The organism is Nocardia amamiensis NBRC 102102 (assembly GCF_001612745.1).
Taxonomy (GTDB): Bacteria; Actinomycetota; Actinomycetes; order Mycobacteriales; family Mycobacteriaceae; genus Nocardia; species Nocardia amamiensis.
Genome location: NZ_BDBA01000100.1, coordinates 13335 through 39231, shown reverse-complemented (window position 1 = coordinate 39231; position 25897 = coordinate 13335). Strand labels below are relative to the sequence as shown.

The 25897-nt window shown below is 68.3% G+C and carries 25 protein-coding genes; 21 read left to right on the top strand and 4 right to left on the bottom strand.

Annotated features, from left to right (window positions below; translation table 11 throughout):
- Positions 1-383: 383 nt before the first annotated feature.
- The gene (locus NA4_RS19560; RefSeq protein WP_067471640.1) at positions 384-1574 is read left to right on the top strand and encodes a DUF6545 domain-containing protein; all 1191 of its coding nucleotides are present in this window, start codon (positions 384-386) and stop codon (positions 1572-1574) included.
- An 18-nt stretch (positions 1575-1592) separates the two neighbouring features.
- On the opposite strand, the gene NA4_RS19555 is transcribed toward NA4_RS19560, so the two are convergent.
- Complete coding sequence (locus tag NA4_RS19555) at positions 1593-2147, bottom strand: helix-turn-helix transcriptional regulator (RefSeq protein WP_157129147.1); 555 nt, start codon at positions 2145-2147, stop codon at positions 1593-1595.
- Positions 2148-2414: 267 nt separating this feature from the next.
- Between NA4_RS19555 and NA4_RS19550 the strand changes: the two genes are divergently transcribed.
- The 18 genes from NA4_RS19550 to NA4_RS19465 all read left to right on the top strand — a co-directional run bounded on the left by NA4_RS19550 (position 2415) and on the right by NA4_RS19465 (position 22674).
- Positions 2415-3860, top strand: a complete 1446-nt coding sequence (locus tag NA4_RS19550) for a hypothetical protein (RefSeq protein WP_157129146.1) — start codon at positions 2415-2417, stop codon at positions 3858-3860.
- Positions 3861-3888: 28 nt separating this feature from the next.
- A complete protein-coding gene (locus NA4_RS19545; protein ID WP_157129145.1) occupies positions 3889-4737 on the top strand; it encodes a DUF8176 domain-containing protein in 849 nt (282 codons plus the stop codon).
- Positions 4737-5606: a MinD/ParA family ATP-binding protein gene (locus NA4_RS19540; protein ID WP_067471629.1), complete on the top strand. Its 870-nt coding sequence runs from the start codon at positions 4737-4739 to the stop codon at positions 5604-5606. Before NA4_RS19545 ends, NA4_RS19540 begins: the two co-directional genes overlap by 1 nt.
- A complete protein-coding gene (locus tag NA4_RS19535) occupies positions 5603-7093 on the top strand; it encodes a cutinase family protein (protein ID WP_084497246.1) in 1491 nt (496 codons plus the stop codon). The genes NA4_RS19540 and NA4_RS19535 overlap by 4 nt, the downstream gene beginning before the upstream one ends.
- Positions 7094-7169: 76 nt before the next feature.
- Positions 7170-8750 (top strand): peptidoglycan DD-metalloendopeptidase family protein, encoded by a 1581-nt coding sequence (locus NA4_RS19530; protein ID WP_067471625.1) that lies wholly within the window; start codon positions 7170-7172, stop codon positions 8748-8750.
- Between the two features lie 44 nt (positions 8751-8794).
- Positions 8795-9292: a hypothetical protein gene (locus NA4_RS19525; protein ID WP_157129144.1), complete on the top strand. Its 498-nt coding sequence runs from the start codon at positions 8795-8797 to the stop codon at positions 9290-9292.
- A 61-nt stretch (positions 9293-9353) separates the two neighbouring features.
- Positions 9354-9947: a hypothetical protein gene (locus tag NA4_RS19520; RefSeq protein ID WP_157129143.1), complete on the top strand. Its 594-nt coding sequence runs from the start codon at positions 9354-9356 to the stop codon at positions 9945-9947.
- A gap of 42 nt (positions 9948-9989) precedes the next feature.
- A complete protein-coding gene (locus NA4_RS19515) occupies positions 9990-10301 on the top strand; it encodes a hypothetical protein (protein ID WP_067471616.1) in 312 nt (103 codons plus the stop codon).
- 10 nt (positions 10302-10311) lie between these two features.
- Positions 10312-10557: a hypothetical protein gene (locus NA4_RS19510; RefSeq protein ID WP_067471613.1), complete on the top strand. Its 246-nt coding sequence runs from the start codon at positions 10312-10314 to the stop codon at positions 10555-10557.
- A gap of 16 nt (positions 10558-10573) precedes the next feature.
- Positions 10574-11224 (top strand): DUF8175 domain-containg protein, encoded by a 651-nt coding sequence (locus NA4_RS19505; protein WP_067471610.1) that lies wholly within the window; start codon positions 10574-10576, stop codon positions 11222-11224.
- A 15-nt stretch (positions 11225-11239) separates the two neighbouring features.
- Complete coding sequence (locus NA4_RS19500) at positions 11240-12094, top strand: DUF8175 domain-containg protein (RefSeq protein ID WP_067471607.1); 855 nt, start codon at positions 11240-11242, stop codon at positions 12092-12094.
- Positions 12095-12132: 38 nt separating this feature from the next.
- Positions 12133-13674, top strand: coding sequence for a hypothetical protein (locus NA4_RS19495; protein WP_157129142.1), 1542 nt, complete (start codon positions 12133-12135; stop codon positions 13672-13674).
- Positions 13675-13712: 38 nt separating this feature from the next.
- The gene (locus tag NA4_RS19490) at positions 13713-15239 is read left to right on the top strand and encodes an SCO6880 family protein (RefSeq protein WP_067471602.1); all 1527 of its coding nucleotides are present in this window, start codon (positions 13713-13715) and stop codon (positions 15237-15239) included.
- A gap of 10 nt (positions 15240-15249) precedes the next feature.
- The gene (locus NA4_RS19485; RefSeq protein ID WP_084497245.1) at positions 15250-16965 is read left to right on the top strand and encodes a putative type IV secretion/conjugal transfer ATPase; all 1716 of its coding nucleotides are present in this window, start codon (positions 15250-15252) and stop codon (positions 16963-16965) included.
- Positions 16966-16968: 3 nt separating this feature from the next.
- Positions 16969-18864 carry a type IV secretory system conjugative DNA transfer family protein gene (locus tag NA4_RS19480; RefSeq protein WP_067471600.1) on the top strand — a complete coding sequence of 632 codons (1896 nt, stop codon included), beginning with the start codon at positions 16969-16971 and terminating at the stop codon, positions 18862-18864.
- Positions 18861-19556: a DUF4913 domain-containing protein gene (locus tag NA4_RS19475; protein ID WP_067471598.1), complete on the top strand. Its 696-nt coding sequence runs from the start codon at positions 18861-18863 to the stop codon at positions 19554-19556. Before NA4_RS19480 ends, NA4_RS19475 begins: the two co-directional genes overlap by 4 nt.
- Entirely contained in the window at positions 19553-22066 is a 2514-nt protein-coding gene (locus NA4_RS19470; RefSeq protein WP_067471595.1) for a hypothetical protein, read from the top strand. The genes NA4_RS19475 and NA4_RS19470 overlap by 4 nt, the downstream gene beginning before the upstream one ends.
- Before the next feature lie 29 nt (positions 22067-22095).
- Positions 22096-22674, top strand: coding sequence for a DUF4913 domain-containing protein (locus NA4_RS19465; RefSeq protein ID WP_067471592.1), 579 nt, complete (start codon positions 22096-22098; stop codon positions 22672-22674).
- A 205-nt stretch (positions 22675-22879) separates the two neighbouring features.
- Here the strand turns inward: NA4_RS19465 and NA4_RS19460 are convergent, their stop codons facing one another.
- The 3 genes from NA4_RS19460 to NA4_RS19450 form a co-directional block, all read right to left on the bottom strand.
- A complete protein-coding gene (locus NA4_RS19460) occupies positions 22880-24127 on the bottom strand; it encodes a hypothetical protein (RefSeq protein WP_157129141.1) in 1248 nt (415 codons plus the stop codon).
- A 205-nt stretch (positions 24128-24332) separates the two neighbouring features.
- Entirely contained in the window at positions 24333-24524 is a 192-nt protein-coding gene (locus tag NA4_RS19455) for a hypothetical protein (RefSeq protein WP_067471586.1), read from the bottom strand.
- Between the two features lie 189 nt (positions 24525-24713).
- Positions 24714-24968, bottom strand: a complete 255-nt coding sequence (locus NA4_RS19450; RefSeq protein WP_067471583.1) for a hypothetical protein — start codon at positions 24966-24968, stop codon at positions 24714-24716.
- A gap of 203 nt (positions 24969-25171) precedes the next feature.
- On the opposite strand from NA4_RS19450, the gene NA4_RS19445 reads away from it, so the two are divergent.
- Together NA4_RS19445 and NA4_RS19440 are read left to right on the top strand one after the other, a co-directional pair.
- Positions 25172-25453: a hypothetical protein gene (locus NA4_RS19445; RefSeq protein WP_245671489.1), complete on the top strand. Its 282-nt coding sequence runs from the start codon at positions 25172-25174 to the stop codon at positions 25451-25453.
- On the top strand, positions 25450-25806 hold the full coding sequence (locus tag NA4_RS19440; RefSeq protein ID WP_067471580.1) for a hypothetical protein: 357 nt from the start codon (positions 25450-25452) through the stop codon (positions 25804-25806). The genes NA4_RS19445 and NA4_RS19440 overlap by 4 nt, the downstream gene beginning before the upstream one ends.
- The last annotated feature ends 91 nt before the right edge of the window (positions 25807-25897 follow it).

Sequence of the window (25897 nt, the reverse complement as noted above, 5' to 3'; positions counted from 1 at the left end):
AACAATCTAGTTGAAGTTTCCATGTGCTTGCGTATGATTTGTGTATGAGTCACAAGCAGTGCTTGCCCGTTCACCGGGCTCATGCCTTGCGTCTCAGTGGTTGGCCCCGGCTCGGCGGAGCGGACCTGTCAATGATCTCCAGCATCACCGTGTTGCGCACGGGCAGAGGGGTACGGCATGTCGGCCGGAAGGCACCGTCGAGGTGAGACTACGAGCGCAGTGATCAACGCCGAATGCCCCGGCGTGTCTGATGGGCGTTGCGATGTCCGGGCTGTCGATCCGACGGCCCGGACGCCGGTCGATCACGATCTGGTGGGGTCGTGGTGCGGCAGAAACCGATTCGGAGCCTGGCATGTTCCGGGCACGTCCGTTCGAGCCCTCTGATGTGGGAGCACGACAGGCTACCGGTGTGGTTCACCGTGGCGGTGTTGGCGTTTCTGGTGGTCGTGGCTTTGACCCGAGTGTCATTGGTGCGGACGACCAGAATGGACCGGTTGATCAACAAGGCGCTCGCGCTGGCGGTGGCGTCAGCGCTGCTGCGAGAGCCCGCGATTGCTCGGCAGGTCGATGCCTTGATTCCCGGTGGCTTGCCGATCCTCTTCGACCTGTGGCACTTCTTGTTCGTTCTCGCGTGTGTGCTGACCGTGGGCATGTTCCTGCTGTGGGATCGGGGAATCGACGGGTATCAGCGGCCACTGCGAGGGCTCATTGTGCTGGCATGCCTGCTCGGTGTGGCATTCGTGGTGTTGAGCCAGCCCGCGCGACAGGCGTCGGTAAGTGTTCCGGACCAGGGCGGTTGGCGTTACGCGGCCTACTTCATCGCCTACACCGGCCTGCTGGCAGGCGTGTCGGTCTACATCCTGGATTCGGTGCGGAGATTGCGAAATCGCACGACACTGGCCAGGGAACGGCTGGTGGTGGTGATCATGTTCGCCCTCGGCCTGTGCGGCACAGTGGTGATGACGGCGATGGGCGCAGGCATCGTCCTGGACGCCGCAGGAGTAGAGACGGCCTACACGCACTGGGCTCGAGTGGGTGCCTCTGGTGAGGGTCTGTTGCCGTTCGTTCTCGCCGCGGCTATCGCCTTGACTCCCTCGGCGTTCCGGGCGCTGACGCGGTTGCTTCGAGTGGATCGCTCGTCGCGCCAGCTTCGGAAACTGCGGCCTCTGTGGCGGTCGTTGACCAGCGCGGCGCCGGAGGTGGTGTTGCGGCTGGAGCTGCGCGATCGGTGGGCCTTCTCACCCGCAGCCCGGCTGCATCGCTGCCGCGTGGAGATCTTGGATGCGGCGGCGATCGTGGGTCGCTACGTGCGCCCGCTGCCCGACGCCGCCGAAGCGCGAATCGTCGCGCTCATCGCGGACGAGGACGAGCAGGAGGCGATGCGCAGCGTCGTGGAGCTGGCCGAGGCAGCACGGTGGCTCAGCGAGATCGGCGGGACAGCCGCTGCCGGCGAGCCACTATTCGACTCCTGCATCTTGCCGGAAATGGAAACACTTGAGGCGCTGTGGGGTTCGGCGTTGAGGATCGTGGACGAGGTCGGTGCGCGGCGGGAGGAGTGTCCCCGTGCGGTGTAGTTCCGTGCCCTGCGGCTGTTACTCGTCGTCGGCGCGGCGACGTCGTCGGCGCGGCCGGCCCGTGGATTGCGGCTGGTCGGTGTCGTCGTCAGTCTTCGTCGAGGTGTCGGCACCGGAATCAGCAGCAGGCGGGGAAGTCTCGGCCGGACCCGGGATCGAGTTGAGTACTTCGATCAGCTGGTCGACGGTCTTCGCGCCGAGTTGCAGCCCTCCTCCGGGCCCGGAGGCGTGGTGACGGGCAGCAACGCGGTCGATTCCATGGCGGGCGAGAGCCAGCTCCAAGGCGACACGTCGTTCGACCTCCTCACTGGTGTACATCCCCGGTCGCCTTTTCGCGACGGTCGGGTTGCCGCCGCGCAGCGTCGCGGCCGCACTGCCGGGCTCCCATTCCAACGCGACGTCGAGGTTTCTCAAGGTCGTGACGCTGGGCACCGGAGGCTGCCCATTCTCGATCTTGGTCTGCCGTTTGTCGGATGGGCCACCACGTTCGGTGACCTCGTCCTGCGTGAGGCCCAGCTCTAGCCGACGCTCTCGCACAATGTTGCCGAATCGCTTCAGCTTCGCCTCGTCCATGCGCGGGATCATACCGCCTAAGCGAATCCGAAGCGTACAAAGTTCCGTTTCGGCGTCCTGACCGGCCAACCCGCCGCGACCAGCGGTTTTTCCGCTGCGCACACCCTTGCGGCTAAGATTCCTTTGACATTCGGTCCAAATTCGCTTTAGTTTCGCCTGATGTGGTGGCAGATTGAGGTGGTGGACCGTCTGTACCTGCGGTCCGCGGCCGCGAGCACGAGTCCTCAACAAGGGGCACTGCGGCCCAGATCAGCGACGGGTTCCGGGATGACAGCTACGAGCACCATCGACGGCATTGGCACGCGCGAGCGCGCGTGCGTGATCGCGCACGGTCCCGCGTGCGAGGGCGCGCACGCGCCCGCGCGCGAGGGCGCGAGGGCGGGTGCTGTCGCCCGTCGGGAGGACGGTGGCCCGGCGATCTTCCGCGGCGCCGCGTACGCGCACAAACGCGTGCAGTTCGAATCGAGTTCGAGGAGTGGAGAAGTGGCAAATTCACGCAGACGTCGGGGGAGGCGTTGGGCCGCGGCCACAGCGTTGCCGCTCGCACTGGCGGTCGGCGCCGCAGGTGCGGGAGTCGCCCATGCCGCGCCCGGTCAGCCCGGCTTGGCTGCTCCGGAGCAAGGGCAACCGGGTTTGACCGCACCACCCCAGCCGCCAGCCCAGCCGAGTTTGGCCGACTGGATTCCTGATCCTGGTCCACCTCCGGCTCGCCCACGGCCGAGCCAGCAGACCGCGCCGCAGCGGGAAACGCTGATTCAGCCTCAGCGGACCGATCCTGCGCCGCAGCAGAGCGACAACGAATCTGGCGATGACGACCGGGTGCAAGACAAGCCCGCCGCACCGCAGCCCGCTCCGGCACCTGGTCCGGCGCAGCCGACCACGTTCCGATTCGGATCGACGACTGTCGATGTGCCGGATTGGATCGATCCGGCCTTGGTCGCCAAGGCTCAGAAGTACTCGGACTGGGCGGAGTGGTGGATCGCCGACGGGTATGACCGGCTCGGATTCAGCGATCAGGAGTCCGACCGTCGCGCGGCATCGACGATGGCGGGCGCGGGCCTGGGTGCCTATGTCGGCGGGATTGTGACCACGCCCGTCCCGGCTCTGGCCGGCTGCGGTGTCGGCATGGTGGCCGGCGGGTTGATCGGTTTCGCGGCCGGAGGTGCGGCCGCCGGAGTGGGCGCACCGCTCGGCGCCACGGCGGGCATCATCGGCGGCTGCATGGTCGGAACAGCGGTGGTCGGCCTTCCGGCGGCCGCGGTCGGCCTGATCGGTGGTGGCCTGATCGGTGGAGCGCTCGGTGGTGCGATCGGCGCAGGCACCAACGTTCCCGCGCCGGGTCCGCTTCCGCCGCTGGTCGAGCTGCCGCCGCCCCCTCCGCCGGCTCCGGCCCCGGCACCTATGCCGCCCGTGGTCGATGTCGGTGCCGTGCAACAGCAGGTGACCCAGGCCGCCGGGGCGGTGCAGCAGCAGGTCAACCAGGCGGCCGGTGCCGTCCAGCAGCAGGTGGGCCAGGCGGTCGAATCGGTTACCGCGCAGGTGCACGCCAGCGTCGATCAGTTCGCGGCGTCGAGCCCGCAGGCGGGTGCGGCCGTGGCTGGATTGCGCGACGCCGTGCACCAGTTGCCCACGCTCACTCCCGAACAGGCCGGTCCGGCTGCGGCGCCGATCAATGACCTGATCGGAGTGGTTTCGGCCGCGGTCGGGGCCTGACGGGGCCGGGGGAAGGGGTGTGTCACCGATGAATGACCCATCAGCCGAGAGCGCTGCTGACCAGCGGAGCTGGATGCCGCCGCTGTCGCCGGTCTCCTCGACGGCGTCCGTGTCGTCGCAAATGGACGTCGACGCCGGTTGGATGGCGTGGGTCGAGGAGACCGGCGATGCCCCCGCCCCCGCCGCCGACCTGGCCGAGGACGTCGTGGACCGAGACGACGATGACGGCAGCGATCCGGCGCCGACGGCAATACCCGATCTGCTGGCAGATGACCCGATGGCGGCGCTGGCGGCCGATGCTCGGGAACGAGCATTACGCGCCAAGCGGCGGCGGGACCGGTTCGTCCGGATCGGCGTGTTCGTGGGAGCGGCCTGCGCCGTCGCGGCGATCGCGGCGGGGGCTGTGTTGGTGGTGACCTCCGGTGGGGACGTCGCGGCACCGGGGCCAACGCTCGTGCCCGCCACGGCACCTCAGACCTCCTCGACCGCGGTGCCGACACAGGCAGCGTGGTGCCAGGAAATGACCTCAGCCACAAGGATTGTCGGCGCGGGCGCGGGGGACCTGAATACGCCGACGGGGGTGATTCTCTACCAGCAGTACGCCTTCTACGTTCTGCGTAGTGCGGATGCGGTGCGTTCGGTCCTGGCGCCGGACGCGGTGGCAGCCCCTGTGGAGAAGACGAAGCAAGCCATCGATCAGACCCCGGCGGGTACCGAGCACTGCGTCACCATCACCCCGCGCGGCCCGGACACGTTCGGCGTGCAGGTCACCGAGCGGTACCCGGACGGCAAGCAAGCGGGCTGGGAGCAGACCGAAACCACTGTCCAGCGCGACGGCCGCACTCTGATCGCTTCGATCACCGCCGGGGGGAACTGATGGCCGTGCATTTCGAGATCGACGAAAACGCCACCGGCGCAGCTACTTCCGAGGCGGATGCGCTGTGTGCGCCTGCCGGGTCCGGTTCGCCCACCGATCCGGTGGCCCTGCGTGGTGGACAGGGACGTCTTCTGCGAATCGACATCCCTGCGGTGCTGGTGGTCGGCACCGCGGGCGGGTCTGGAGCAACCACTACCGCCCTGGGCCTGGCCGCGGCGATGGCGAGCGACAGTGACGGGGAGCTGTGGCCGGTCGCGGTCGACGCCACCCTTGGGGGCGGCGACCTGGCCCTGCGCGGCTGTGACTCTGCCGCGCCGGTGAGCACGCTGCAATCCTGGCTGGAGGCCGAGTGTCCGAGCCTGCCCTCCACGGTGAACCGCTTCCTCGGGCACGCGTCGTGCGGCGCGAGCGTGCTGGCGCGGACGCCGGACCCCCTGCCGCGGCGTGAGTCGTTCGTGTCGGTACACCGCCATCTCACCGATGCTGGAGCGTTGGCGGTCTATGACGGCGGAGCGCCGGCGAGCAATCGCGGTACGGCGCCGCTTCTGACCGATCCCCGCATCGGGCTGGTGATCACGGTGGCGGCCCGCGCCGACACGATCAACCGGCTGAAACCCGCCCTGATCTGGCTCGACCAGCATTTCGGCGAGTTCGTCATCGGTGACGCGGTTCTGGTGGTGACGCATCAGCATCCCGGTGCCGATCCAGGGATCGCCGCTCATGTGCGCGCTTTCCTCGGCGAGTGGATCCGCGCGGTGGTCTCGGTTCCTTATGACCTGCATCTGGCCGAAGGCGGTCTTGTCGGCTGGCATCGCCTGGCCTCGCCCACGAGGGCGGCCTATCTGCATCTGTTGGGAGAGCTTCGATGAAGAATTCGACGGTGGTCGGCCGCGTCACCGCGGCGGCGATGGTGGCCGCGGCTGTCGGGGCCGTGACACTAGCCCCTGCGGCGGCCGAGCCGGCAGAGCCCGGCACAACGACGACTGCTCCGCAGGACCAGCAGCAGATCCCTTGCACGCCTTTGCATGTGGTGGCCTTCCAGGGCACCGGGCAGTCAGGGGAGCAGAGCGACCCGACCACCGATTCCGGTTTCCTCGGCCAGACGGTGACGTTGCCGCTGCTGCGGGAGGCTCCGGGCGTCGTCTCACGTCAGATGGTGCCCTACGCAGCCGATTTCGGATTCCACGACAAGCCCTATGCGGAGTCGATGACCGGTGGCGTGGCCGCAGGGATCCGCACTATCAGCGCGTACGCGCAGCGCTGCCCGTCGTCGATGATCGCGTTGGTCGGCTATTCCCAGGGGGCGGAGATAGCCGATGAACTGGCTCGAATGATCGGGTCGGGCAATGTCAACGCACCGGTGCGGTCGGACCGGGTCGCGGCCGTGTCGTTGTTCTCGTCCCCGATCCGTGAGGATCAGTCTGCGGTGTTCCCTGGTGCACCACAGCGGCTGTCGCCGGCGGTGCCCTCGGGGCTGGATCAGTCGCTGTTGTCGCAATTGCTGCTGACCTCGACCACTCCGACCGTCGGCGGTGGGATCGCTCCAGCGCTGAGCACGTCGACCGGCTACGGGCAGCTGACCGGGCGCGTGGCGTCATGGTGCGCGGGCGGTGACGTGGCGTGCTCCACTCCGAAAGACGCGCCGCTGGCCCGCACGATCGCCAACCTCGGTGGTCAGATCCACTTTTCCGCGCAAGATCCGTTGCGCACGGTGTCCGATATCGCGACGGCGCTGGGCGGATCGGTGCTGCGTACCGCGGCCGGGGTGATCAACAACGACATCAACTTCAGCAACGGCAAGTTCAGCATCAACAACTCCGGCACCACCGTGCTGGGCAGACTGGCGCAGAACTCCGATCCGCGGTCGGCGACACCCGCGGCGGACAACGATGTGATCCGCGCGGTGATCAAGGCCGGCGTGATGGGGTTCTCGGCAGCGGTCACGGTGGCACAGAAGGTTCTGACGCCGGCCAACATCGCCTCGCTCGTCGCGGTCGGGATGACCAATCCTGTTGGAGCGCTGGGTGATTTGGGGATCCAGCTGGCCGGTGCGGTGTTGGACATGGTTCCTCCGGCGACCATTTCGGCCGGAGTGCGCTACATCTTCAATGAGGTCACACGCGATGTGAGCGACAACGCGGGCCTGGTGCAGATGGCTACCGACCTGCGGTACTGGAATTCCGGCGCCCAGCACACCTCCTACGACGTCGCTCAGGTCGGCGCCGACGGGCAGACACCGACCCAGTACACCGTGCAGTGGCTGAGCGCGCTCGCGAAGGCCCTCGACAAGAAGGCTGGCGCCAGCTCCACCACGGTGCGCCCCACCACGGCCACCTCGTCCGTGCCGGGGCGATGAGTGATGCGGTGGGCAGCGGTGAGAGTGGCATCCGGTGAGCACCGCCGGAGCAGCGGCGCCGATCGCGGCCGCTGGTATGGGCCTGATGCTGCTCACCACCGTGATGCTGCTGGTGTTCAACGACTCCGACCAGTCGTCTCAGACCTGTGGTCCGCAGACATCGACCAGCGACAACGTGCTGGCTGGACCGGTGTCGCCCGCGGCCGCGGAGCAACCGGCCCAAGCCGCATCGGCCCCGAACGTTCCCGGGAGGCGATCGATGCCATTGGCTGAGAACACCTACACCATCTCCGACACCTTCGGCGCGCGAGGCGGCACGCATCTGGGCGTCGACATGGCGGCGGCCGCGGGCACACCGATCTACGCCGCGATGGACGGCACTGTCGTCGCTGCCGGCCCGGCGTCAGGATTCGGCAACTGGATCGTGATCGACTCGATCGACGAGCGGGGCCAGCCGGTGTCGACGGTCTACGGGCACGAGTTCGACTCCGGCATCGGTGTGCACGTCGGTGAAAAGGTCACGGCCGGACAGCAGATCGGCACGGTCGGCTCGGCCGGTGAGTCCACCGGGCCGCATCTGCACTTCGAGGTTGTGCCCGGAGGCCGGTTCGCGGGTGGCAAGCAGATCGACCCAGTGCCGTGGCTGCAAGGCGCGGCGACCCCTGCACCGGAAGTGCAGGCGCCCCGGTCCGGAACGCCGACCACCCCGACCATTCCGAGCGCACCGAGTCAATGCCCTCCTGGGTTCGGAACCGCGGGCGGTCAGCTCGCCGACGGCAGCGTGCCTGCCGAACTCGAGCCGTGGTATCGCAAGGCGGGTTCGTTGTGCCCACAGATCAGCGCGTCGCTGCTGGCCGCGCAGGGCAAGCAGGAGTCGGGGTTTCGCCGTGGGCTGACCTCTCCGTCCGGGGCTGAGGGCCTTGCTCAGTTTCTTCCGTCGACCGCAACCGCGACCGACCCGTTGGACGGTCAGCCCTACGTCGTCGACGCCGACGGCAACGGCGCGGCGAGCGTCTGGGACGACGGCGACGCGATCATCGGGCAGGGCCGCTACATGTGCGCGCTGGCCGACCAGATCGACAAATGGAAGGCCGAGGGCACCGTACACGGCGACACCGCGACACTGGCGCTGGCTGCCTACAACGCCGGCGAGAACGCCGTGCGCGAATCCGGTGGTGTCCCACCGTATTCGGAGACGACGGAGTACGTGCGGATCATCACCGGCGACGAGCCGAATTTCCGGGCGGCAGGAAGCACGGGCCGGTTCATCCCGACCCCCGGCAGCGCCAGCGGCTCACAGATCGTGGACGCAGCGCGCGGCTACATCGGCACCCCGTACGTGTGGGGCGGCGGTGGACCTGGGGGACCGTCCGCCGGCGGTTTCGACTGCTCTGGACTGACCTCCTATGCCGTGCACGCCGCGACCGGGGCAACCCTGCCGCGCACGAGCGAGCAGCAGTGGAGCGTCGGCGTCGAGGTTCCGATAGACCAGGCGCAGCCGGGAGATCTCGTGTTCGGCGAGTTCGGCTCGGACGGGCTGCCGGGTCACGTGGGCATCGCGATCGGCGGTGGCCGGATGATCCACGCGCCACAAACCGGCGAATCGGTCACCGAGGCTGACATCCAGCCTGGGATGCGCGCGCGGCGGGTGACGTGATGATCGTCCGAAATGCATTGTGTTGCACCGCTATTGCCATTGTAGTGACGGTGTTGGTCGGGTGTGGTGAGACCCAGCAGACGGCATGGCCGCCGCAGTCGACGGCGAGGGCGTGGCCGGGTCCGATCACGAGCGCGGGGCCGGTGGCCGGGCAGAGCGCGGAGGTCGTCGCGGCGGCCGCGATGCGTGAGCTCTACACGTTGCGGCCGGCCGAGGAAGCCCCCGGCGATGCGCTCAAACGGGTTCGGCCGTGGCTGAGCGAGTCGATGAACGCCCGCCTTGCTGCGCTTCCCCCGGCACCGGGAGCCTCGCTGCGGTGGGGTGACTGGTCCACCGGGCGAGCACGTGTCGACGCCGAGACCTTCGTCAGCGCGGAGCGTCCGCCGCGGGAGCTGCCCGGCCACGCTGACCGCAAGGTGGGCGTGGCCCAGACCGTGAGCTGGCCGGACGGCCATCGCGACGCCGTGGCCCCGTTCACGGTGACCGTCACGCTCGTCGAGGTGGACGGGGGGTGGCGCGTTGAGGACTACCGGACCTGGTGATGACGTCCATCCACAGGCAGATGCGCGGGTGTGGCCGCCTGTCGCGATGTGGAACCGGCGGGTGCCCGGTCACTCCGGCGCGGCACCGCTGCTGTGGCTGGTCGGCACGCACGGGGGAGCGGGCGTGACGAGTCTGGCGATGTCGATCAGTTTCGCCGGGGACGCGGGACGTCGCTGGCCTGGTCTGATCGGGTCCGCCGGTGAGGTGGATTCGCCGTTCGTGGTGCTGGTCGCCCGCACGCATATGTCCGGTCTGGCGGCTGTGCATCATGCGTTGCTGGCCCATATGCATTCCGCCACTCCGGCCGGCACTCACCTGCTGGGGGTGGTCACCGTTGCCGACTCCGATCGCCCGTTGTCCAAGCCGGTCGGCACCCGCCGCAGCACCGTGGAATCACTGACGCGCGATGTCGGCGGCGAAGCGTGGCGGCTGGGCTGGCTCGAGCCGTGGCGGTCGCTGGAGCCGCACGAACTGCCGAGCTGGTCTCCCGCCAATTCTGCTGTGCGCCTGGGGGATCGCGATCCCACGCGCACACCGCCCGCGCCGGTCGCCGCTCTGGCCGAGCAGATCTTCGCCACCGCCCGCACGGCGATCGGCCGCTACCGCAACCAGCACTCGATCCCGGCGGCGAAAGACGCTGCCGCAGCGGGATAGGGATGCCGCTCAACCGAATTCGACGACGGAGGAACCCACGACATGAGCGTCACACACACGGTGCTGGAGCTACTGGCCCAGCAGCCTTCACCCGCACCAGGGCAGTCCGGCACCGATATCAACTTCACTCCGACCGCCCCACCAGGATCGGACAAGATCAAACTACTGCTGGGCGTGGCCAGCTGGGTCGCCACGGCCGCATTGATCGGGCTCACGATCCGATCCGGCGTGAGTTTCGCCCAGGCGTATTCGGAAGGTCATGCCTCCCCGGGGCAGAAGGTGGCGGTGGTGGCGTGCATCGTCGGCACCATCATCAGCCTGAGCGCGGCCAACATCATCACCTTCTTCAGCTGAGCAGGCCGACATGCTCGCACAGGACATGGTGATTCCCCCGGCCGAGGTGACCGGCCCGTTGCTATCGCTGGTTGGTCACTTCCTGTGGGTGTGCACGGCGCTGCTGGGCTTGGCCGCCGTCTTGGCAGGAGTCGAGTTCGCACATCTGTATCAAGCCGCGGGCGGCGTCGACCGCGCAGCCGCTCGGGTGCTCGTGGTGGTGATCTGCGCGATCCTGCTCGGCTCGATCAGCGGTTGGGCCGCCTGGGTGATCTGACAAGGGAACGGAATTCATGAAGAGATCAATCACCATCGCCGCCGTCGTGATCGGCATCGCGCTCACCGTCGGCGGCCTCACCGGTTGCGGGTCAGACCACGACCACGCCTCCGATAAAGCGGCGCCGGTAAACGTCTCGGCACCGCCGAACGGGACGCGGTGGGAGTCCTACCGCGGCGTGTTCGTGCCGTTCACGGCGGCGGGCCCGAAGTCGCGCTCCGGCGCGGTGCCCACCGGGTACGAGCCGACGCCGCAGGGCGCCGTGGCGGCCGCCATGCAAGGGCAAGCGCGACTGGCTCTGGCCCCCGACGGCGGTCCCGAGTCCTGGTCGGCGGCCGCGCACGAACTCGTCGTGCCGGGTCCGGGCCGAGACAACTACGCCGTCCAGCGATTGATGGCCTCGGTGGTGGCCGAGGCCGATCCGGCGCAGACCGCGCAGTTCGCGGGATTCCGGGTGGAGCACTGGTCGACACAGGCGACGACGGTGTGGCTGGCCACGCGAATGCCGGACGGGAACTTGTCGGCCCAGCCAACCAAGATGGCTTGGCGCGGGGGCGATTGGAAGATCGAACTGCCGGCACCGCAGCAGGCCGGTGCCGACGGCCGGGTAGCGACCGATCCCGTCGTATTGCCGAACCTCGACGGCTACACCGAATTTCATCACTAGCGAGGGGAACAGTCCGTGAAGGACACCAGCAACGAAACCACCGAATCCACCTCGGCAGCCGGGGGCGCCGGATGGCGGAACAATCGCACTACCCTGGTCCTGGCGGCGGGGTTTCTAGGCTTCGTCGTCATCGCCTCGGCGGGCATTCTCGGCTACCGGGCGCTCGGTGGCCACGACGACGACGCGCAGCCGCAGAGCAGGCCGAGCGCATCGGCGGCGCCGACCACGACCGCGCCGAATGCGCCGGGCGGCTTCGGCCCGCCGTCTGCGGACATGCTGGGTCGCCCCGTCGCGCATCCGAACAACGCTGCTGGGCAGGCACTTCCGCAGAAGCCGGTCAGCCGCGACGACTACCGGTGCGACACCCCGCCGAACTGCCCGGCTCCGGCCGCGCCGGAGTCGGTGATGTGGCAGGAGGTCAAGCCGTGGGTCCTGCCGTTCTCCACCAGCGATGGCCCGGCCCGCGTCGAGGGACCGTTGGCGGAGGGCTACACACGCACGCCGCAGGGTGCGGCGCTGGCGGCCTGGCAGATCGTGTGGCGGGCAGCCAGCAGCCGGGAGGTCTTCGACGCGGTCATGGCACACCAGATCGTCGGCACCCCAGAGGATCTGGCGCAGATGCGGGCGACCAAGCAGTGGGACTACTCCGGAACCTCGGCGTTGGCGCTGCGGCCGTCAGGTTTCCGGATCACCGGCTGGCAAGGCGATTTCGCCGCGATTCAGTACGCGGTCCCGGCTCACAGTCCGGGGGTGTGGAACGTGGTGCCGATCGAGGTGGTCTGGCAGGACGGTGATTGGCGGATGCGGGCTCCGCACACGCCGGCGGCGAAGCTGACGGTGGTCTCGCTATCGGGCTGGACGACATGGTGACGCGGCTGGCGGTGCTCGTTTGGGTTGCGGTGTCAGTGGTGATGCTGACACCGGCCCAGGCGTCCGCGCAGCCGGAGTTGCCTTTCCCCATACCGTCTGTTCCGTCGATCCCGTCTATCCCTTCGATTCCATCGATTCCGTCCACCACGAGCCCATCTCCCTCTACGCCGAGTCCATCGACGCCTGGCGACGGGCAGCAACCGGACCTGTACAAGCCGTGCCGCGATATCGGCGACCAGTTGCCCGGCGTGCTGGGTTCGATCGTCGAGGGCGGGTGCGATGTGTTCCAGGCCGGCACCAACCCCGGTGACGCTGCCGGAGAGCTGATGAAGGGCGTGGTGGGCAAGGCCGCCGTCGAATTCGCCGAGGGCTGGCGTAAGGGCATCGCGCTGATGTTCTCCTGGTGGTACCGCACGCCGATCACGTCATCGACCAGCACCGACGCCACCGCGGACATCGTGGGACGCACGCACTCGTATCTGCGGTTCTTCCAGATCTGCGCCTTCGTGGTGAGCATGGGCATCGCGCTGGTACGCCTGGCGTGGGCGTCAGCCCAGCTGCGTAGCCAGCAGGCGAAAGAAGCTGCGATTCTCCTGGCGCGGTCGGTGTTCGTGTCCAGTTCGCTGGTTGGTCTGGTGGTCTTGGGAGACGACGCGATGCGCGCGGCGAGCGTGTGGCTGCTCGAACAGATGGCCGGCGGGGTTGATCCAGTGCAGGCGGTGAACAAGCTGCTCGCGGTCGCCGAGTTCGGGGGTGGTCTGGGTGCGGGGCTGCTGTTCATTTTCGCGCTGCTGGGCGTCATGGGTGTTGTCGCGCAGATGGTGTTCATCCTCGTGCAGATCGCGGTGAGCAAGCTGGTGCTGGGCACGCTGCCGCTCGCCGCGGCGTGGAGCGGCACCGAGGCCGGGATGCAGGCGTACCGCAAGCTGATGGCTTGGATCCTGGTGTTCCTGCTGTTCCCATTCATCACCGCCCTCGTCTACGGGATCGCGTTTTCGCTGGCAGCGGGCGCACAGGACGCTCAAGGCACCCTCGCCGGGATGATTCTGCTGACTCTGTCGTGTCTGACACTTCCCGCGCTGGTTCGGTTGCTGGTGCCGGTGGCCGGTCAGATGGCCGGGGGGTCAGGTGCGGCGGCGATGGGCGGTGCGTTGCTGGCCACCGGCGCGGTCCCGCTGCTGGGAGGGGCGATGCGCGGATTCAGCCAGGCCGGTGGGGGAGAACAGCCGTCCGGTTCCGGCGGTCGTTCCGACGGCGGCGGCGACGCACCGAGCGGGGCCGTGCCGATCCAGTCGTCCTCGTCCGCAGGGAGCGGAGGGGGCACGGGCGGTGAGGTGTCCGGTGCGACGGGATCGCAGGCCGCCGGAGCGTCATCGTCCGGGGCGGCTTCAGCCGCTGGCGGGCCGATCGCGATGGCCGCCGGAGCGGCCAAGGAACGCATCGAGAACATCGGCGTCGGGATGGGCACAATCGCCGCCGATGGCGCGGCCCGCGGTACCGGATCACCGGACGTTCCGCCCTCGGCGGGGCCGTCCGGCGCCGCACCGCCGTCGGGAGGCCGGTCCGATGGCACGAATTGATCGCCCGCTGCGGGGCAGGAAAACGGAGGTTCAGGTAGATGGTGGATCAGTTACGTCCGGATGCGCGGCGGACCTACGGCGCGGGTGTGGAGTTGCGCCGGACCTACGCATTCGGCCTGCCCAAGAGGGTGTTCTACGGGCTGTTCGTCTCACTGATGCTCGCGGCGTTGCTGACGATGCTCGGGTTTCGCGCGATCGGTATCGGGTGGGCTGCCCTGTCGCTGGTGGTGGTCGCGCCGCTGGCGATGCGGATCGGCGGTAAGACCGGCTATGACCTGCTGTTGCTGGAAGGGGCGTGGCGGCGCCAGCGCAGCAGCGGCCGTCATATCCTGCGGGCCGGTCCGCTCTCACAAGCCCCTGGCGGCCGCACCCGGCTGCCGGGCGTGGGCGCTAGCACCGAAATGTGGTGGGGCACAACCAAACACGGCCACCGCTTCGGGATGATCCGGAACCCGTTCACCAAGCAGTACACCGCCGTGCTGCGGTGCTCGCCGCGCGGCATCGACGGCATGGAGCAGGACGTCATCAACGCAATGGTGGCCGAGTGGGGCGGATTCCTGGCCGAGGCCGCACAGCCGGGCGACATCGTTGCAGTGGTCACCGTCGCCGAGACGATCCCAGAGACCGGAGCCCGGCTCAAGTCGGAAATGCACCGCATCGAGGATTCCGGCGCGCCGCGCGCCGCGCGGGAATGGCTGCACCAGGCCGGCGCGGGCCGCGCTGCTGATCGCAGCGGCTACCAGCTGCACATGCGGATGGCCATCACGTGGGCAGCGCGCACCGAGGCCAAGCGGCGCGATCCGATGGTGATGGTCGCCGACCTGGCCGAACGGCTGCCGCAGATGTGCGGGGCACTGGGCCGGGTGCAGGTAGTGGCCGAGCCGATGAGCGACTACCAGATCGCTGCCACCGTGCGCCGCGCCTACGACCCACGCACCGAGACCGAGACCGCGGTAGAGGATCTGATGCGGATGCGCGGTTCTCCCACCCCCGGCGAAGTCGTCGATTGGCTCGACGCCGGCCCGATGGCCGCCGAAGAACTCGACCGCGAAACCTACACGCACGATGGCGCGTTCTCGCGTACCTGGGTGATGACCGCGCCACCGGCGGGCTTCCACGATGAACGCATTCTGCGCGCCCTGATCGTCGGGCGCAGCGACATTCCGCGCAAGCGGATCACCCTGATTCACCGGCCGCTTCCGCCGGGTGAGGCCACCGAGAGCGTGGACGGTGACTACCTGGCGGCGGCCGCGGAGGTGACCGCGTCGCGGGGGATCTCCTCGGCTCGCGCGAAGGTACGCCTGGCCGCGACGATGCAGGCCCGCGACGAAGAGGCCCGCGGCGCGGGGGTCACCGACTACGCGATGGTGATCACGGTGACCGCGCACAGCCTCGAGGAGCTGGACTCCTACGGCGAGGTCGTCAAGGAAATGAAAAGCTCTGCGCGCCTGAAGGTTCGGCCCGCATGGAATCAACAGGCCGCAGCGTTCTTGACCGGGCTGGGCATCGGCGTGCTGCTGCCCGATCACGCGACGGTCTCGCGCACGCTCCAGGGCGAGGCGTAGGGGTGCGGGGATGTCGAATCTGACTTTCGGCCCGCGCCGGTTCGTCGAAGACAAAATCCGCCGATCCTACGAACCCCGCCCGCCGAAGCCACGCGCCGAGAGAACCGACGCGCTGGCGGCGAGCCGGAGCCGCCGCCGCGCCGCGCAACGCGAGAAGGCCAAAGCCGATGCGCAGAGGTATCGCGCCGAGCAGGCCGAGCGCGATCCGTCACGGCGGGAGCCGAAATGGCGGCGCTCGCATCGCCTGACCCGCCGTGGGCTGGAAGGGGCGGGCGGCGGCGCGATGGGAGTGGTGGATCCACCGCCGATGTTTCGTGCCACGACCGTGCAAGCGTGCGGGCTTTTCCCGTGGGTGGCCGGTGACACTCACCCGCTGGTCGGCACGCCCCACGGGCGGCACCTGGGGTCAGGGGCGACGTTCTGCTACGACCCGACCTCGGCCACCTACGTGTCCCGGATCCAGAACACCCCCTCGACGTTCATCCTCGGTTTGCCCAGCTTCGGCAAGAGCACGCTGGCACGGAAGATGGTCGCCGGGGAGGTCGCGGCCGGGCGCACTCCACTGATCTTCGCCGACACCAAGGGCGAGTACGTCAAGCTGATCCGCGAGCTCGATGGCGTGGTGATCCGTCTCGGCCACGGGCACGGGCACCTGAACCCGCTAGCCGTCGGCGCGCTGGGCAGTATCGTGCCGCGCCTGATCGAGGCAGGCCGGGAAGATCTGGCCGCGACCGTCCGCGCCGATGTCCTCGCCCGGCGGCGCCGGCTGGTGCAGGGTCTGTGCGAGATCGAGCGCGGGGAACTGCTCGGGCAGATCGAACGCAACATCCTCGGACGTGCGCTGCGCATGCTCGATGAGGATCCGCGCTTCGGGCCCGCATCGCCGCCGTTGATCTCGGATCTGTCCGAGCTGATCGAATCGGCCCCGGCCGAACTGGTGCGCCGTGCTCGTGTCAGCGCCACCGCCGACGACCGCGACGACTACGCCGCCACCGTGCGCGGCCTGCTGGCCACACTGGACGCGCTGCTGGACGGCGATTTGGGCACGGTGTTCGCCGGGCACACCTCCGCGCCGCTGAACCTCGCCGACGAGGTCCCGACCGCGGTGTGCGTCGACATCTCGGCGCTGTCGGCCGGTGATGACAAGCTGCTGGCCGCGGTGATGTTCGCGTGCTGGGAAGATGGATTCGGCGCGGTGGAGGCCGCGCACACCCTCGCGGATGCGGGCCTGGCACCGCAGCGCAACTTCCTGACGCTGATCGATGAGCTGTGGCGGGTGCTCAACGCCGGGCCGGGCATGGTCGAGCGGATCAACGCCACCACCCGGTTGACCCGGACCTTGGGTACGGCGCTGTTGATGATCACCCACACGGTCAAGGACCTGGAGTCGCTGGAGAGCGCCGCCGATATCAAGAAGGCCAAGGGCTTCATCGAGAGATCCGGCGCGGTGATCGTGGGCGCGCTACCGCGCGATGAGATGGCCGCGTTGGATGAGATTCTTCCGTTCACCGCGGCTGATCGCGACATGGTGTCGAGTTGGAGTACGCCGGGGATGCGTGATCCCGACAGCGGACGCGAAGCGGCATCACCGGGGCGCGGCCGGTTCCTGCTGAAGGTCGGCACCCAGCGCGTGCCAGGGACGCCTTTCGAGACGATCTTGACGCCGATCGAGATCGAAAACTGCTGGCACGATACCGATTCCCGGTTTGCCGGGGCGAGGGGGTGAGCTGTGGCCGACTTCGACAAGCCGACCTATCCCGGCGATTCCGACTCGATGTTCTATGTGATGGGCGGGTTGCTGCTGCTGTATGTGTCCGTGACCGCGACGGCATGGTGTTCGCTGGCGTTGGCGGCAGCACACCCGGCGAATCCGTTGACACTGTTGTTCGCGCTCGGGTTGGGCAGGCAACGATGGCCGGGTGCCGCGACGGTTTGGGCGGCGGTGTTGGGGGCGGCGCAGTTCGGCGCGCTGGGGTGGATGGTGCGCAGGTGGTGGCGTCGCCGATCGGGTCGCTCCCGGTTCGACTTCGCGACGCGGTGGCTGGCCAGCCGCGCCGATGTGGCGCCGTTGCGCCGCAAGGCGGCGTTGGAAGTCGCTGAGCGCCTGGGGCATCCGCAGTGGCCGGGGGTGTCGCTGGGGATGCTGGTCGAGCCGAACGGGACACCAGGCTATGAGCGGATCACCGCTGATCCCGCTCAGGCGGAGCTGTTGTTTCAGGACGGCGAGCAGCTGTCGATCGATTTCTGGGGCCCGCGGCGCGGAAAGACCACGACCCGGATCATTCCCGCGATCGTCGAGGCAATCGGTCCGGTGCTGACCACGTCGAACAAGCGGGACATCGTGGATGCGACGAGAGGGGTCCGCAGGAAGGCCGGCCCGACGTATGTCTTCGACCCGCAGCGCATTGTGGGCTCCAAGCCGGAGTTCTGGGTGGATTTGATCGAGGTGATCCGGATCGGGGACCGCGATATGTGGGATGTGCGCGCCGAACGGCTCGCGGATATCTTCCTCGCCGGATCCACTCCGGACGGCTCACGACCGGATGCGTTCTTCGATCCGGAGGGCCGCGACCTGCTCGCGCGGCTGTTTCTGGCGGCCGCGGTCGGCGGGGAGCCGATCACGAAGGTCTACGAGTGGATCGTGGAGCCGAACCGGACGCCGCTGGATCATCTGCGCAACAGCGAGTTCTCGGCGGCGGCGGGCGCGCTCAAACGGTTCGTCGGGTATTCCGATCGGCAGAAAGATGGTTTGTTCGGTACGGCCAAGAAGATGGTCAACATCTTGAGCCGGCAGGCGATCGGTGATTGGGTCAGGCCCAGACCTGGTGTGCCGCAGTTCGATCCGGAAGAGTTCGTGCGCTCTCGCGGCACCTTGTATGTGATGAGCAAGGCCGGGGTCGACTCGGCCGGAGCACTGGCGACCGCGCTCACGTGGGCGGTGTGCGATGCGGCCGAGCGGTACGGCGAGCAGCAGGGCGGCCGGCTGCGGACGCCGATGCTGGCTGCGCTCGATGAGCTGGCCAACGTGATCAAGTGGCCGGACCTGCCGGATAAGTTCTCGCACTACGGCTCTCGCGGAATCATCGTGATGGCGATCCTCCAGAACTGGAGCCAGGGCGTGGCCTGCTTCGGCGCCGATCGTATGCAACAGCTGTGGGATGCGGCCCCGATCCGCGTCTACGGCGGCGGGGTGGCTGATCAGAGTTCGCTGGGGATCTTGTCGGAGCTGATCGGGGATCGCTGGGAGATCGCGACGTCGACGAACTATTCGCACCCGGCCGGTCTGCTCGCTACCGGCCAATCGCATGTGTCGGTCGGCCGCGACGCGCGCCAGGTGCGCATCCTGACCATCGCGCATCTGCACCAGTTGCCCCGCCAACGCGCCATCGTGCTGTGGGGCGGACGGCCGGCGATGATCCGGCCGGTGCCGTATTGGGATCGGCCCTACCGCAAAGCGGTCGAAGCTTCCCTCGAGGAATTCGACCCGGCCGCGCGATTGGGCAAACCACGACCGACCCAGCGCCATTCGCGCGGCGGATTGACACGGCTGCTGCGCCGCCAGCACCGGGCCTCGCTCCCGGTCACGGACTCCTCTTCCTCCGAACAACAGGACGTCATTTCATGACCACCAGTGACACCGAGCGTCCCGCTGACCTGCGGGACATGCATCCCGAAGTGCTCGACCAGTTCGCCGAGCTGGTCGACAAGAGGTTTCGGCCGATGCTCCGCCAGACGATCAACGGGCTAGCCGATCGCAAGTTCGCCGCCGCTCTGGCCGAAGCCGATGGCGGTGCGCTGACCCGGGAACTGGATCGGCTGGCCACCGAGATCGCCACGGAGAAGGTCCGCGCGCTCGTCGATCCCGACGGCGGCCCCACTGATCGACTGGTCTTCCGCAATCTCGAGGCGTTCTGCACCGAGTTCTTCTTCGTGCTGTACGCCCGCGACGTGCAGGGTTCCAGCACCACCAAGTGGTGTCCGGAATGGTGGCGCCACGCCGAGGCGGTGGTGCGGCTGGAAGCGATCTGGCGCAGCTGGGAAAAGCACCGGCGTGACCCGGATGACGGAGTCAGCACCTGGCTGCTGTATCACGCCGATCCGCATATGCGGGCGCTGATGGATCCGGACGGGCCGTTCAAGTACTGCGACGGGGGAGAGGGCCACTACTACAAGGAAACCCAGCTCGAGGCATTGCCGCACACTCCGGCGCCCACGGGGTTGTTCGACGATTCCGATAGCGGCGAGCTGCTGGACGAGGAGGACGAGACCGTAAACGACTGGGCCGGTGAGGCATTCGAGGAGCAGAGCGGACGATGAACACAGAACTGGAGAATCCCGGCAGCGCATTGGCGGCGGAGCTTCGCACGCTGCTGCTGGTGGCGGTGAAGCTCGGCGAGCTGATGGCGCGGCGGGTGGAGATGAAGCAGCGCCATGCCCGCTCGCAGGCGTATGAGACCCGGCGGGAGGTGGAGCGGCGCACGCGCGCCGAACTCGGTGTCGCCGAAGGACAGCTGCGGGCGGTGCGCAACACGATGCGCACGCTGGCCGGGGTGGACCCTGCCCAGATCGCGACGAGTTATCAGACCGCGGTCGCATGGCGCGGGCGGTCGGCGGTGGCCCAGGAGGTGGCGACCTCGATCGAAACCTACATGCGCAATCTGGGCATCGACCCGGAACAGCTGCGGACCGCCGGCCGCAACTTCGCCCGCACGATGGAACCGACCTCACGCCCCGGGGTGGAATTCGGGATCAGCGACGCGGATCGGCAGCGCGCGTCGATCACCGACGAGCGGTGGCGAGACCGCATCGCCACCGAACTCGACCGGCTCTCTCGCACGGCGACCTTTTCGACCGTAGCGGCCGATCCCGCACGGCGGCAACGGATCCGCGCCGAGCTGGACCGCATCGACACCGCCGCGGCACGCGAAGACTACGCGCGCACCCAGGGGTTGGCCGCGGACGCGGAAATCACCCCGGAGATGCTGAGCCGTTGGCGCGAGCAGCAGGCGGTGCGGTGGGGCACGAAGAACCAAGCTGCCGATCTGGCGCTGTTCACCGCGCTGGTGAACGCGGAGGATTCCGACGCGCAGCAGTTCGACCCGGCCGGCCACATGGTGGATCTGTGGCTGGCCTGGCGTGCCCGGGAATCGGAGGGACTGCCGCATCCTGATCTGGCGCAGGTGTCCGGCTCGGCGTTCTACGCCCAGCTCGACCGCGCGCACACCTACTTTCAAGACAACGACCCGGACTTCTACGACGACTGGAACCGGATGCGCGCGACCGATCCGACGCGCGCGGACCGGAATCTGGTGCACCGCTACGAAATCGAGCACGCCCAGCAGTGGGCCGCCGAGGTCGGCGACGATCTGTGGAAGCACGGCTTCGCCCGCACCGCCGCTGAGAATCCGGACGCCGACCTCGACGAGATCGCGCGCCGGGTGTGGGTGGCGGCGGGCAAGCCGCAACCTCAGTTCGATCCCGATATCGCGGTCGTGCCGCTGCAACAGCGCTGGGCCGAGCAGGTCCAGGCGGCCACGAAGGTCCGCGAGCAGATCCAGGCGGCACCTGACGGCGAGCACCAGGACTGGCAGGACTGGCTTGCGTGGCGCGCGAACCCTGACCTTCCGCCCGGCCAGCGCGTTCGGCAGGATGCGGACCTCGTTGCCGATTTCCACACCATGCAGGCCGAGCAGTGGGAGGCGGCCGCCCTCGATGAAGGAACGCTCGCCGAGGCCGCAGCGCCGCGCGACCCCAGGCAGCTGATGGCGGCGTGGAGACAGCACACCGCCGGCCAGGCGCACGCCCGCGACGACGCCGAGGGCGACTTGTTCGCGCGGGCAGAGCGGTGGTTGCAGACCCGCGATCCGGTGGCCTACCTGGGCGTGCAGGCCCAGATGTCGGCGGTCCCGCCGGATCGTCGTGAGCAGATCCGTGCCGAGCTGATTCGCGACTACGAGACCCACGAGGCCCGTCGATGGGCCGAGGCCGCTGAGACGATCGGCATCGTCGAGGAAGGCACCGCGGCGCTGGACCCCGACGAGCTGATCGAACGATGGCGCGAGTTCACCGACGCCCAGAAGGCTCGCCAGCAGCAACCACCGGCGGGACAACGTCGGGGCCGTAGCGCCGGACGGGGAGATTCGGCATCAGCCGTCACCCAGGACGAGGTGTTGCAGGCACGAGAGTGGTACTTGGCCAACGACTTACAGGCACTTCAGCGGTGGGAGCGCGAAGCGAAAACCGCGTCGACCGCCGAGCAGGAACGCGCCGTCGCTGCCCAGTGGGTCGCGCGGTGGCGCGACGCGACCACGCCACGCCGGTCGACGATGCCCACCTTGGCCGACCTGGCTCGCGACCGGATCCCCGATTGGGTGATCGGCCGACCGGGCTGGAAGCGTTCGGCGGAGAAGGCATTCCGCGGGCTCGTCGCGGCCGGGGCAGACCCACAGGAGCTGGCCGATTCCTTACGCGATTTGCGTTACGAGGACGCTGATAGTCCGATCGCGCTGACGATCTGGCGGTTGCAGAAGACCGCGGGCCCGAAGATAACCGCGGCCTCGAAGCAGTCCGGTGGTCCCGGTGATGAGCGTGCGGGGCGCGGGGGCCGTCCCCGGCGGGCGGGTTGGAACTCCGCCGAGCGTCAGGATTCTCTGGATGCCCGGCTGGCGGGGGTGGATCCCGACGCGGCACGGGTGCGCAAGGTCGCTGATCAGGCATTCGGTTCGGCGCCTCGCGGCGCGGTGGACGATGCGACCGGCACCGAGCCACCCCGGTCGATGCCGTTCGACACACCGAGCCGTCAACGCTCTCAAGGTCAGCAGCGGTGAGCCGGATGTCGCGGTAGAGAGGAAACGCTATGCGTGAGGTGATCGCTGCGGAGGTGTCCAAGGCGCTGCGGGCGCGGCTGACGCGCGCGGCCGCGGAGAAGGTCGAGCAGGCCATTTCGGTCAGTGCCGAACAGGCGGCCGAGATCGATCGCATTGCCACAGAGGAAGCCGCCGAACAGCTGGCAGCTCTCGCTGAGGGCCAGGCGCCGGCTGCCGGGAGCGGGAGCGACGACCAAGGCGAGGAGACCAAGCGAGAGTTCGACAGCGTCTTCCACTGGGTCCTTGAGTATCTGGCGGTGGCGTACTGGCGGGAGACCGACGCGCTGGAGGCGGGGCATCACTGGTGCGAGCGGTGGTGGGAGCATCCCGAGGCGTTGTCGCGGCTCGCTGCGTTGTGGGAGATGTGGGAGGAAGTCCATGCCCAGCCGGGCGGCATGCTGCGCTGGTGGGAGAAGGCCGATCAGCATATGGCCAAGCTGCTCGCCGCGGACGGCCCGTTTGTGAGCTGCGGTCCGGGAAACCACAGTGCTACCAATGGGACTCGGCGTCTGCCGTGTGTCGACCCGCCCGAGGAGATCCTGACCGCTGCCGCCGGCGCTATGCCCTAGCCCGGTGCCGCCGTGCAAGGGGGATAGCTCGACGGCACCGGGCGGGGTGCGCGGCTCGAGGTTGCAGGGGGGATGCGACCGAGCCGCTGCCGGGCCGCCGGGGGGTGACGGCCCTCACTTAGATTGACGCACAAGGACACTGAATAGTTCCCCGGCCTGTCGCAGCCAGGGTGGTTGGTAGCCGAACCGGTGCGTACTTCAGGACTTAGCTCGGCGCTTGTCGAGCACGGTCGGCGGGGCTGTCGAACACTTCGTCCGGCGTGACCTCGACGAGGCCAACGACGAAGGCACCCTCGTCGACGATATCGAGGACATGGTCAGCGGTCAGGACCGCGCATCCGCAACGGGCATCGGGCCCCGGTGGGTCGATCTGGTCATCGAGTTCGAAGACCACCTCGCCGGGCACGTCGGCGATGTCCCAGTGCGCGGTGCACGGGCCGTGGACCACGGCGACATGCCCGTCACGGCGCGCGGCCGCCACCCATTCGGCCGGCAAATCCAGTGCGCACAACAGCAGGTGATCCGGAGTGCCGGTCTCGGGCCGACTGGTCCGCAGCGCGATCCATTGCGGGGCGAGGCTGGAGGGGTGGTCGGTGACGATTCGCAGTGCCCAGTCAGTCTCGCCTGTGCTCAGCACACTGTCGGGGTGGCCGAAACCTGCTGCCCGCAAGGACAATTCGAGTTCCGACAGCCACGGCCGGACACCTTGTCCGTGGTCCTCGATGACTCGCGCGGTGACCAGCAGCACCGCTTGGTTCCAGTGCCCGTCCTCGTCATCGTGGCCGGTGGTCAGCAGCGCTCGCGCGGTTAGCTCGAATTCGCCTTCCATCTCGGGTTTGGCGTGGGCGGGCAGGGCGATGATCTGCGGGCCGGTCGGGATGTCGGCGCGCTGGAGCCATTCGATAGATGACGGCTTGCACGTGGCATGGTATTTCCGGGTGCCGACGTGGCCGGTGGCCGGTGACAGGTCCGGATCGTAGGCGGTGATCAACAGGGAGATCGACGAGTCGACCGTGCGGGCGTCGCCGGGCTCGCCGCACCAGTCGCATTCATAGGTCGGGCGGACCTGGGTGTCGAGCCAGTCGTAGAGGTTCGGGTAGCCCACCCCGCGCCAGCCGTCGCCCCGGAACCAGGCGCGCAACTCCTCGGTGAGTATCCAGCGGTGCTGCGGATCGCGGTGCTCGGTGTTCTGGGTGACTTGGCGCAGCGCGACGGTGTAGGGCATGCCGGTTCGCGCTGCGAGCGCGCGGGCGTCGTTCTTGCGGGCAGTGTGCCGCCCGGTGCCGTTGTTGGAACCCATGATGATCTGCTTCCCCGGCAGGCCCCACGCTCCTGCCGTGGTCAGGTCTGGACACGGCAGCAGATTGTGCGATGTGGGCTGCGTGACCCGCGGGATCTTGGCCCCCATGCCGGGGTGCGCGTGGGGCACCGATCGGCAGGGCTCAGCCGTCACAGCAACGGCCTGGAGGCAGGCTACCGCACCGGTACGACAACTTCGGTCCGCGCTCAGCCCGCACTCTATGTTCTGTAGAAGACGCTGTGCCGCAGATGGTTTCACGTGCCGGTGATCGAATCGGAAGACGGACATGCCGCCGTGCCGCGGCGATGTCGAGTCATCGGCCGATCGCTTTATCGCCGGCTTGAGCGATCCTCGGCGGTCAGGGTGCCTGGACGACCATGACGCGATGGCCGTCGTACAGGTCGGGGCGCCGGGTCAGCACGGGGATGTCATGTTGTTGGGCGGCCCAGACGACCGGCGCGACGATCGGCCATTCGGACAGGTGATCGAGCACCGGGACGTGCTGGCCGAGGTGCAACGCGCTCGCGGGATCGAGTTCGGACCATTTCACGGTGGCGGGCCCGCTGCAACAGCATGGACAGGTGCGCGCTGTCGTCTCCGGCAATGCGGGCTGCCAGTGCCAGGGCCTCTGTGGGCACCACCAAGATGCGCTTCTGCTGACGGAAGTCGTCGAGCAGCACTTCCCCGTAGACGGGGAGGGAGGCGAGGTGGGCGAGAAGTGTATGGTCAGCAGTCGCGCTCACGCAGCGCCCGCGGTCATCGCGTTGTCGAGGCCAGTAGTGATGGTCCGCGACCAGGCGCGTGCTTCGGCGATCTGCTCGGCCGGGTAGTTGCTCAGCGCCGCCGCGGCGGCGGTGGCCTCCTGCTCGCGTACCTCATCATCGAAAAACGCCGGCGGCGGCCCGCTGCGCAGCAACGCGGTCGGAACACGTACGACCTGGCCGCGCTCGTCGCGCAGCTCGGTGACTCTCACGTGGTCGTCCTGGTCCGCCATGCTCTGAGGGTACATGGGCGGGCGCGACCGGGGCCAGATGATGGAACTACCCGACGGCAGGGTTCGTGGTGGACTGCTCTCGGTCGGAGGGAAAGGTGCCGGACCAATCGTCACAGTGACGGTTCACGGGGATGCCATTTCAGCCTGGCCACGGCCCCGCAGCTAGGCTCGATCATCGGCGTATTCTCTTGTATGCTCTAGAGGTGGGTTATCACTTTCGCGACGACGTTGGCGAGTCGGTGTACCTTCACGACGTCACGAAAGCCGAGGTCCTGCAAGCGCTGGCGTATCCGCGGCGGTGGCCGCAGCGGATCGAGTCGAAGGTTGACGCCCAGGTGCTCCAGATCTTCGGCCGCACGACGGAGGCCCGCGCCGTCGCGGTGGTGGTGATCCAGGTAGATCGGTGGGAGTGGCTGATCTACGCAGCTCGGCCCCTCGAGGTGGACGAGAACGCCGAATACACCGTTTGGGAGGCACAGCAATGAGCACTGAACGCCGAATCGAGGAACTGACCGCCCAGGCCGACGACGCCGACCTGATGGGCGACTTCCTGTCCGGGAAGCTGGTCCGCAGCAGCGAACCGGCCGACGTGTCCGAGCTGCCCGTGCCGGACGCGGCCGAGGTGGAGTCCGCAGGGCTGATCCCGACAACTGTGCGATTCTCCAAGGCCCAGCGGGACAAGCTCGCCGAGCTGGCGAAGGCGCGTGGCACCGACGTGTCCAGCCTGCTGCGCGTATGGGTAGATCACCAGCTCGAGGTAACCGAGCACCCGGAGCGGCAGCTGATCACCGTCGACGAGGCGGTTCAGGCGTTGCGCAACCTTCCGCACTCCGCCTAGCCGCCTTTAGCGGAGCCGGACCACCAGGCCCTCGCCCTCGGTGGTGTTGTCGTCGATGCCGAGTGCGGCCAGGGTCCGAATGTTCGGGGCC

Excerpts from the sequence above, each read along its gene's own strand:
- NA4_RS19560 (WP_067471640.1), top strand. The coding sequence starts at position 384 with ATGTGGGAGCACGACAGGCTACCGGTGTGGTTCACCGTGGCGGTGTTG.
- NA4_RS19555 (WP_157129147.1), bottom strand. The coding sequence starts at position 2,147 with ATGGACGAGGCGAAGCTGAAGCGATTCGGCAACATTGTGCGAGAGCGT.
- NA4_RS19550 (WP_157129146.1), top strand. The coding sequence starts at position 2,415 with ATGACAGCTACGAGCACCATCGACGGCATTGGCACGCGCGAGCGCGCG.
- NA4_RS19545 (WP_157129145.1), top strand. The coding sequence starts at position 3,889 with ATGAATGACCCATCAGCCGAGAGCGCTGCTGACCAGCGGAGCTGGATG.
- NA4_RS19540 (WP_067471629.1), top strand. The coding sequence starts at position 4,737 with ATGGCCGTGCATTTCGAGATCGACGAAAACGCCACCGGCGCAGCTACT.
- NA4_RS19535 (WP_084497246.1), top strand. The coding sequence starts at position 5,603 with ATGAAGAATTCGACGGTGGTCGGCCGCGTCACCGCGGCGGCGATGGTG.
- NA4_RS19530 (WP_067471625.1), top strand. The coding sequence starts at position 7,170 with ATGGGCCTGATGCTGCTCACCACCGTGATGCTGCTGGTGTTCAACGAC.
- NA4_RS19515 (WP_067471616.1), top strand. The coding sequence starts at position 9,990 with ATGAGCGTCACACACACGGTGCTGGAGCTACTGGCCCAGCAGCCTTCA.
- NA4_RS19510 (WP_067471613.1), top strand. The coding sequence starts at position 10,312 with ATGCTCGCACAGGACATGGTGATTCCCCCGGCCGAGGTGACCGGCCCG.
- NA4_RS19505 (WP_067471610.1), top strand. The coding sequence starts at position 10,574 with ATGAAGAGATCAATCACCATCGCCGCCGTCGTGATCGGCATCGCGCTC.
- NA4_RS19490 (WP_067471602.1), top strand. The coding sequence starts at position 13,713 with ATGGTGGATCAGTTACGTCCGGATGCGCGGCGGACCTACGGCGCGGGT.
- NA4_RS19485 (WP_084497245.1), top strand. The coding sequence starts at position 15,250 with ATGTCGAATCTGACTTTCGGCCCGCGCCGGTTCGTCGAAGACAAAATC.
- NA4_RS19475 (WP_067471598.1), top strand. The coding sequence starts at position 18,861 with ATGACCACCAGTGACACCGAGCGTCCCGCTGACCTGCGGGACATGCAT.
- NA4_RS19470 (WP_067471595.1), top strand. The coding sequence starts at position 19,553 with ATGAACACAGAACTGGAGAATCCCGGCAGCGCATTGGCGGCGGAGCTT.
- NA4_RS19465 (WP_067471592.1), top strand. The coding sequence starts at position 22,096 with ATGCGTGAGGTGATCGCTGCGGAGGTGTCCAAGGCGCTGCGGGCGCGG.
- NA4_RS19450 (WP_067471583.1), bottom strand. The coding sequence starts at position 24,968 with ATGGCGGACCAGGACGACCACGTGAGAGTCACCGAGCTGCGCGACGAG.
- NA4_RS19440 (WP_067471580.1), top strand. The coding sequence starts at position 25,450 with ATGAGCACTGAACGCCGAATCGAGGAACTGACCGCCCAGGCCGACGAC.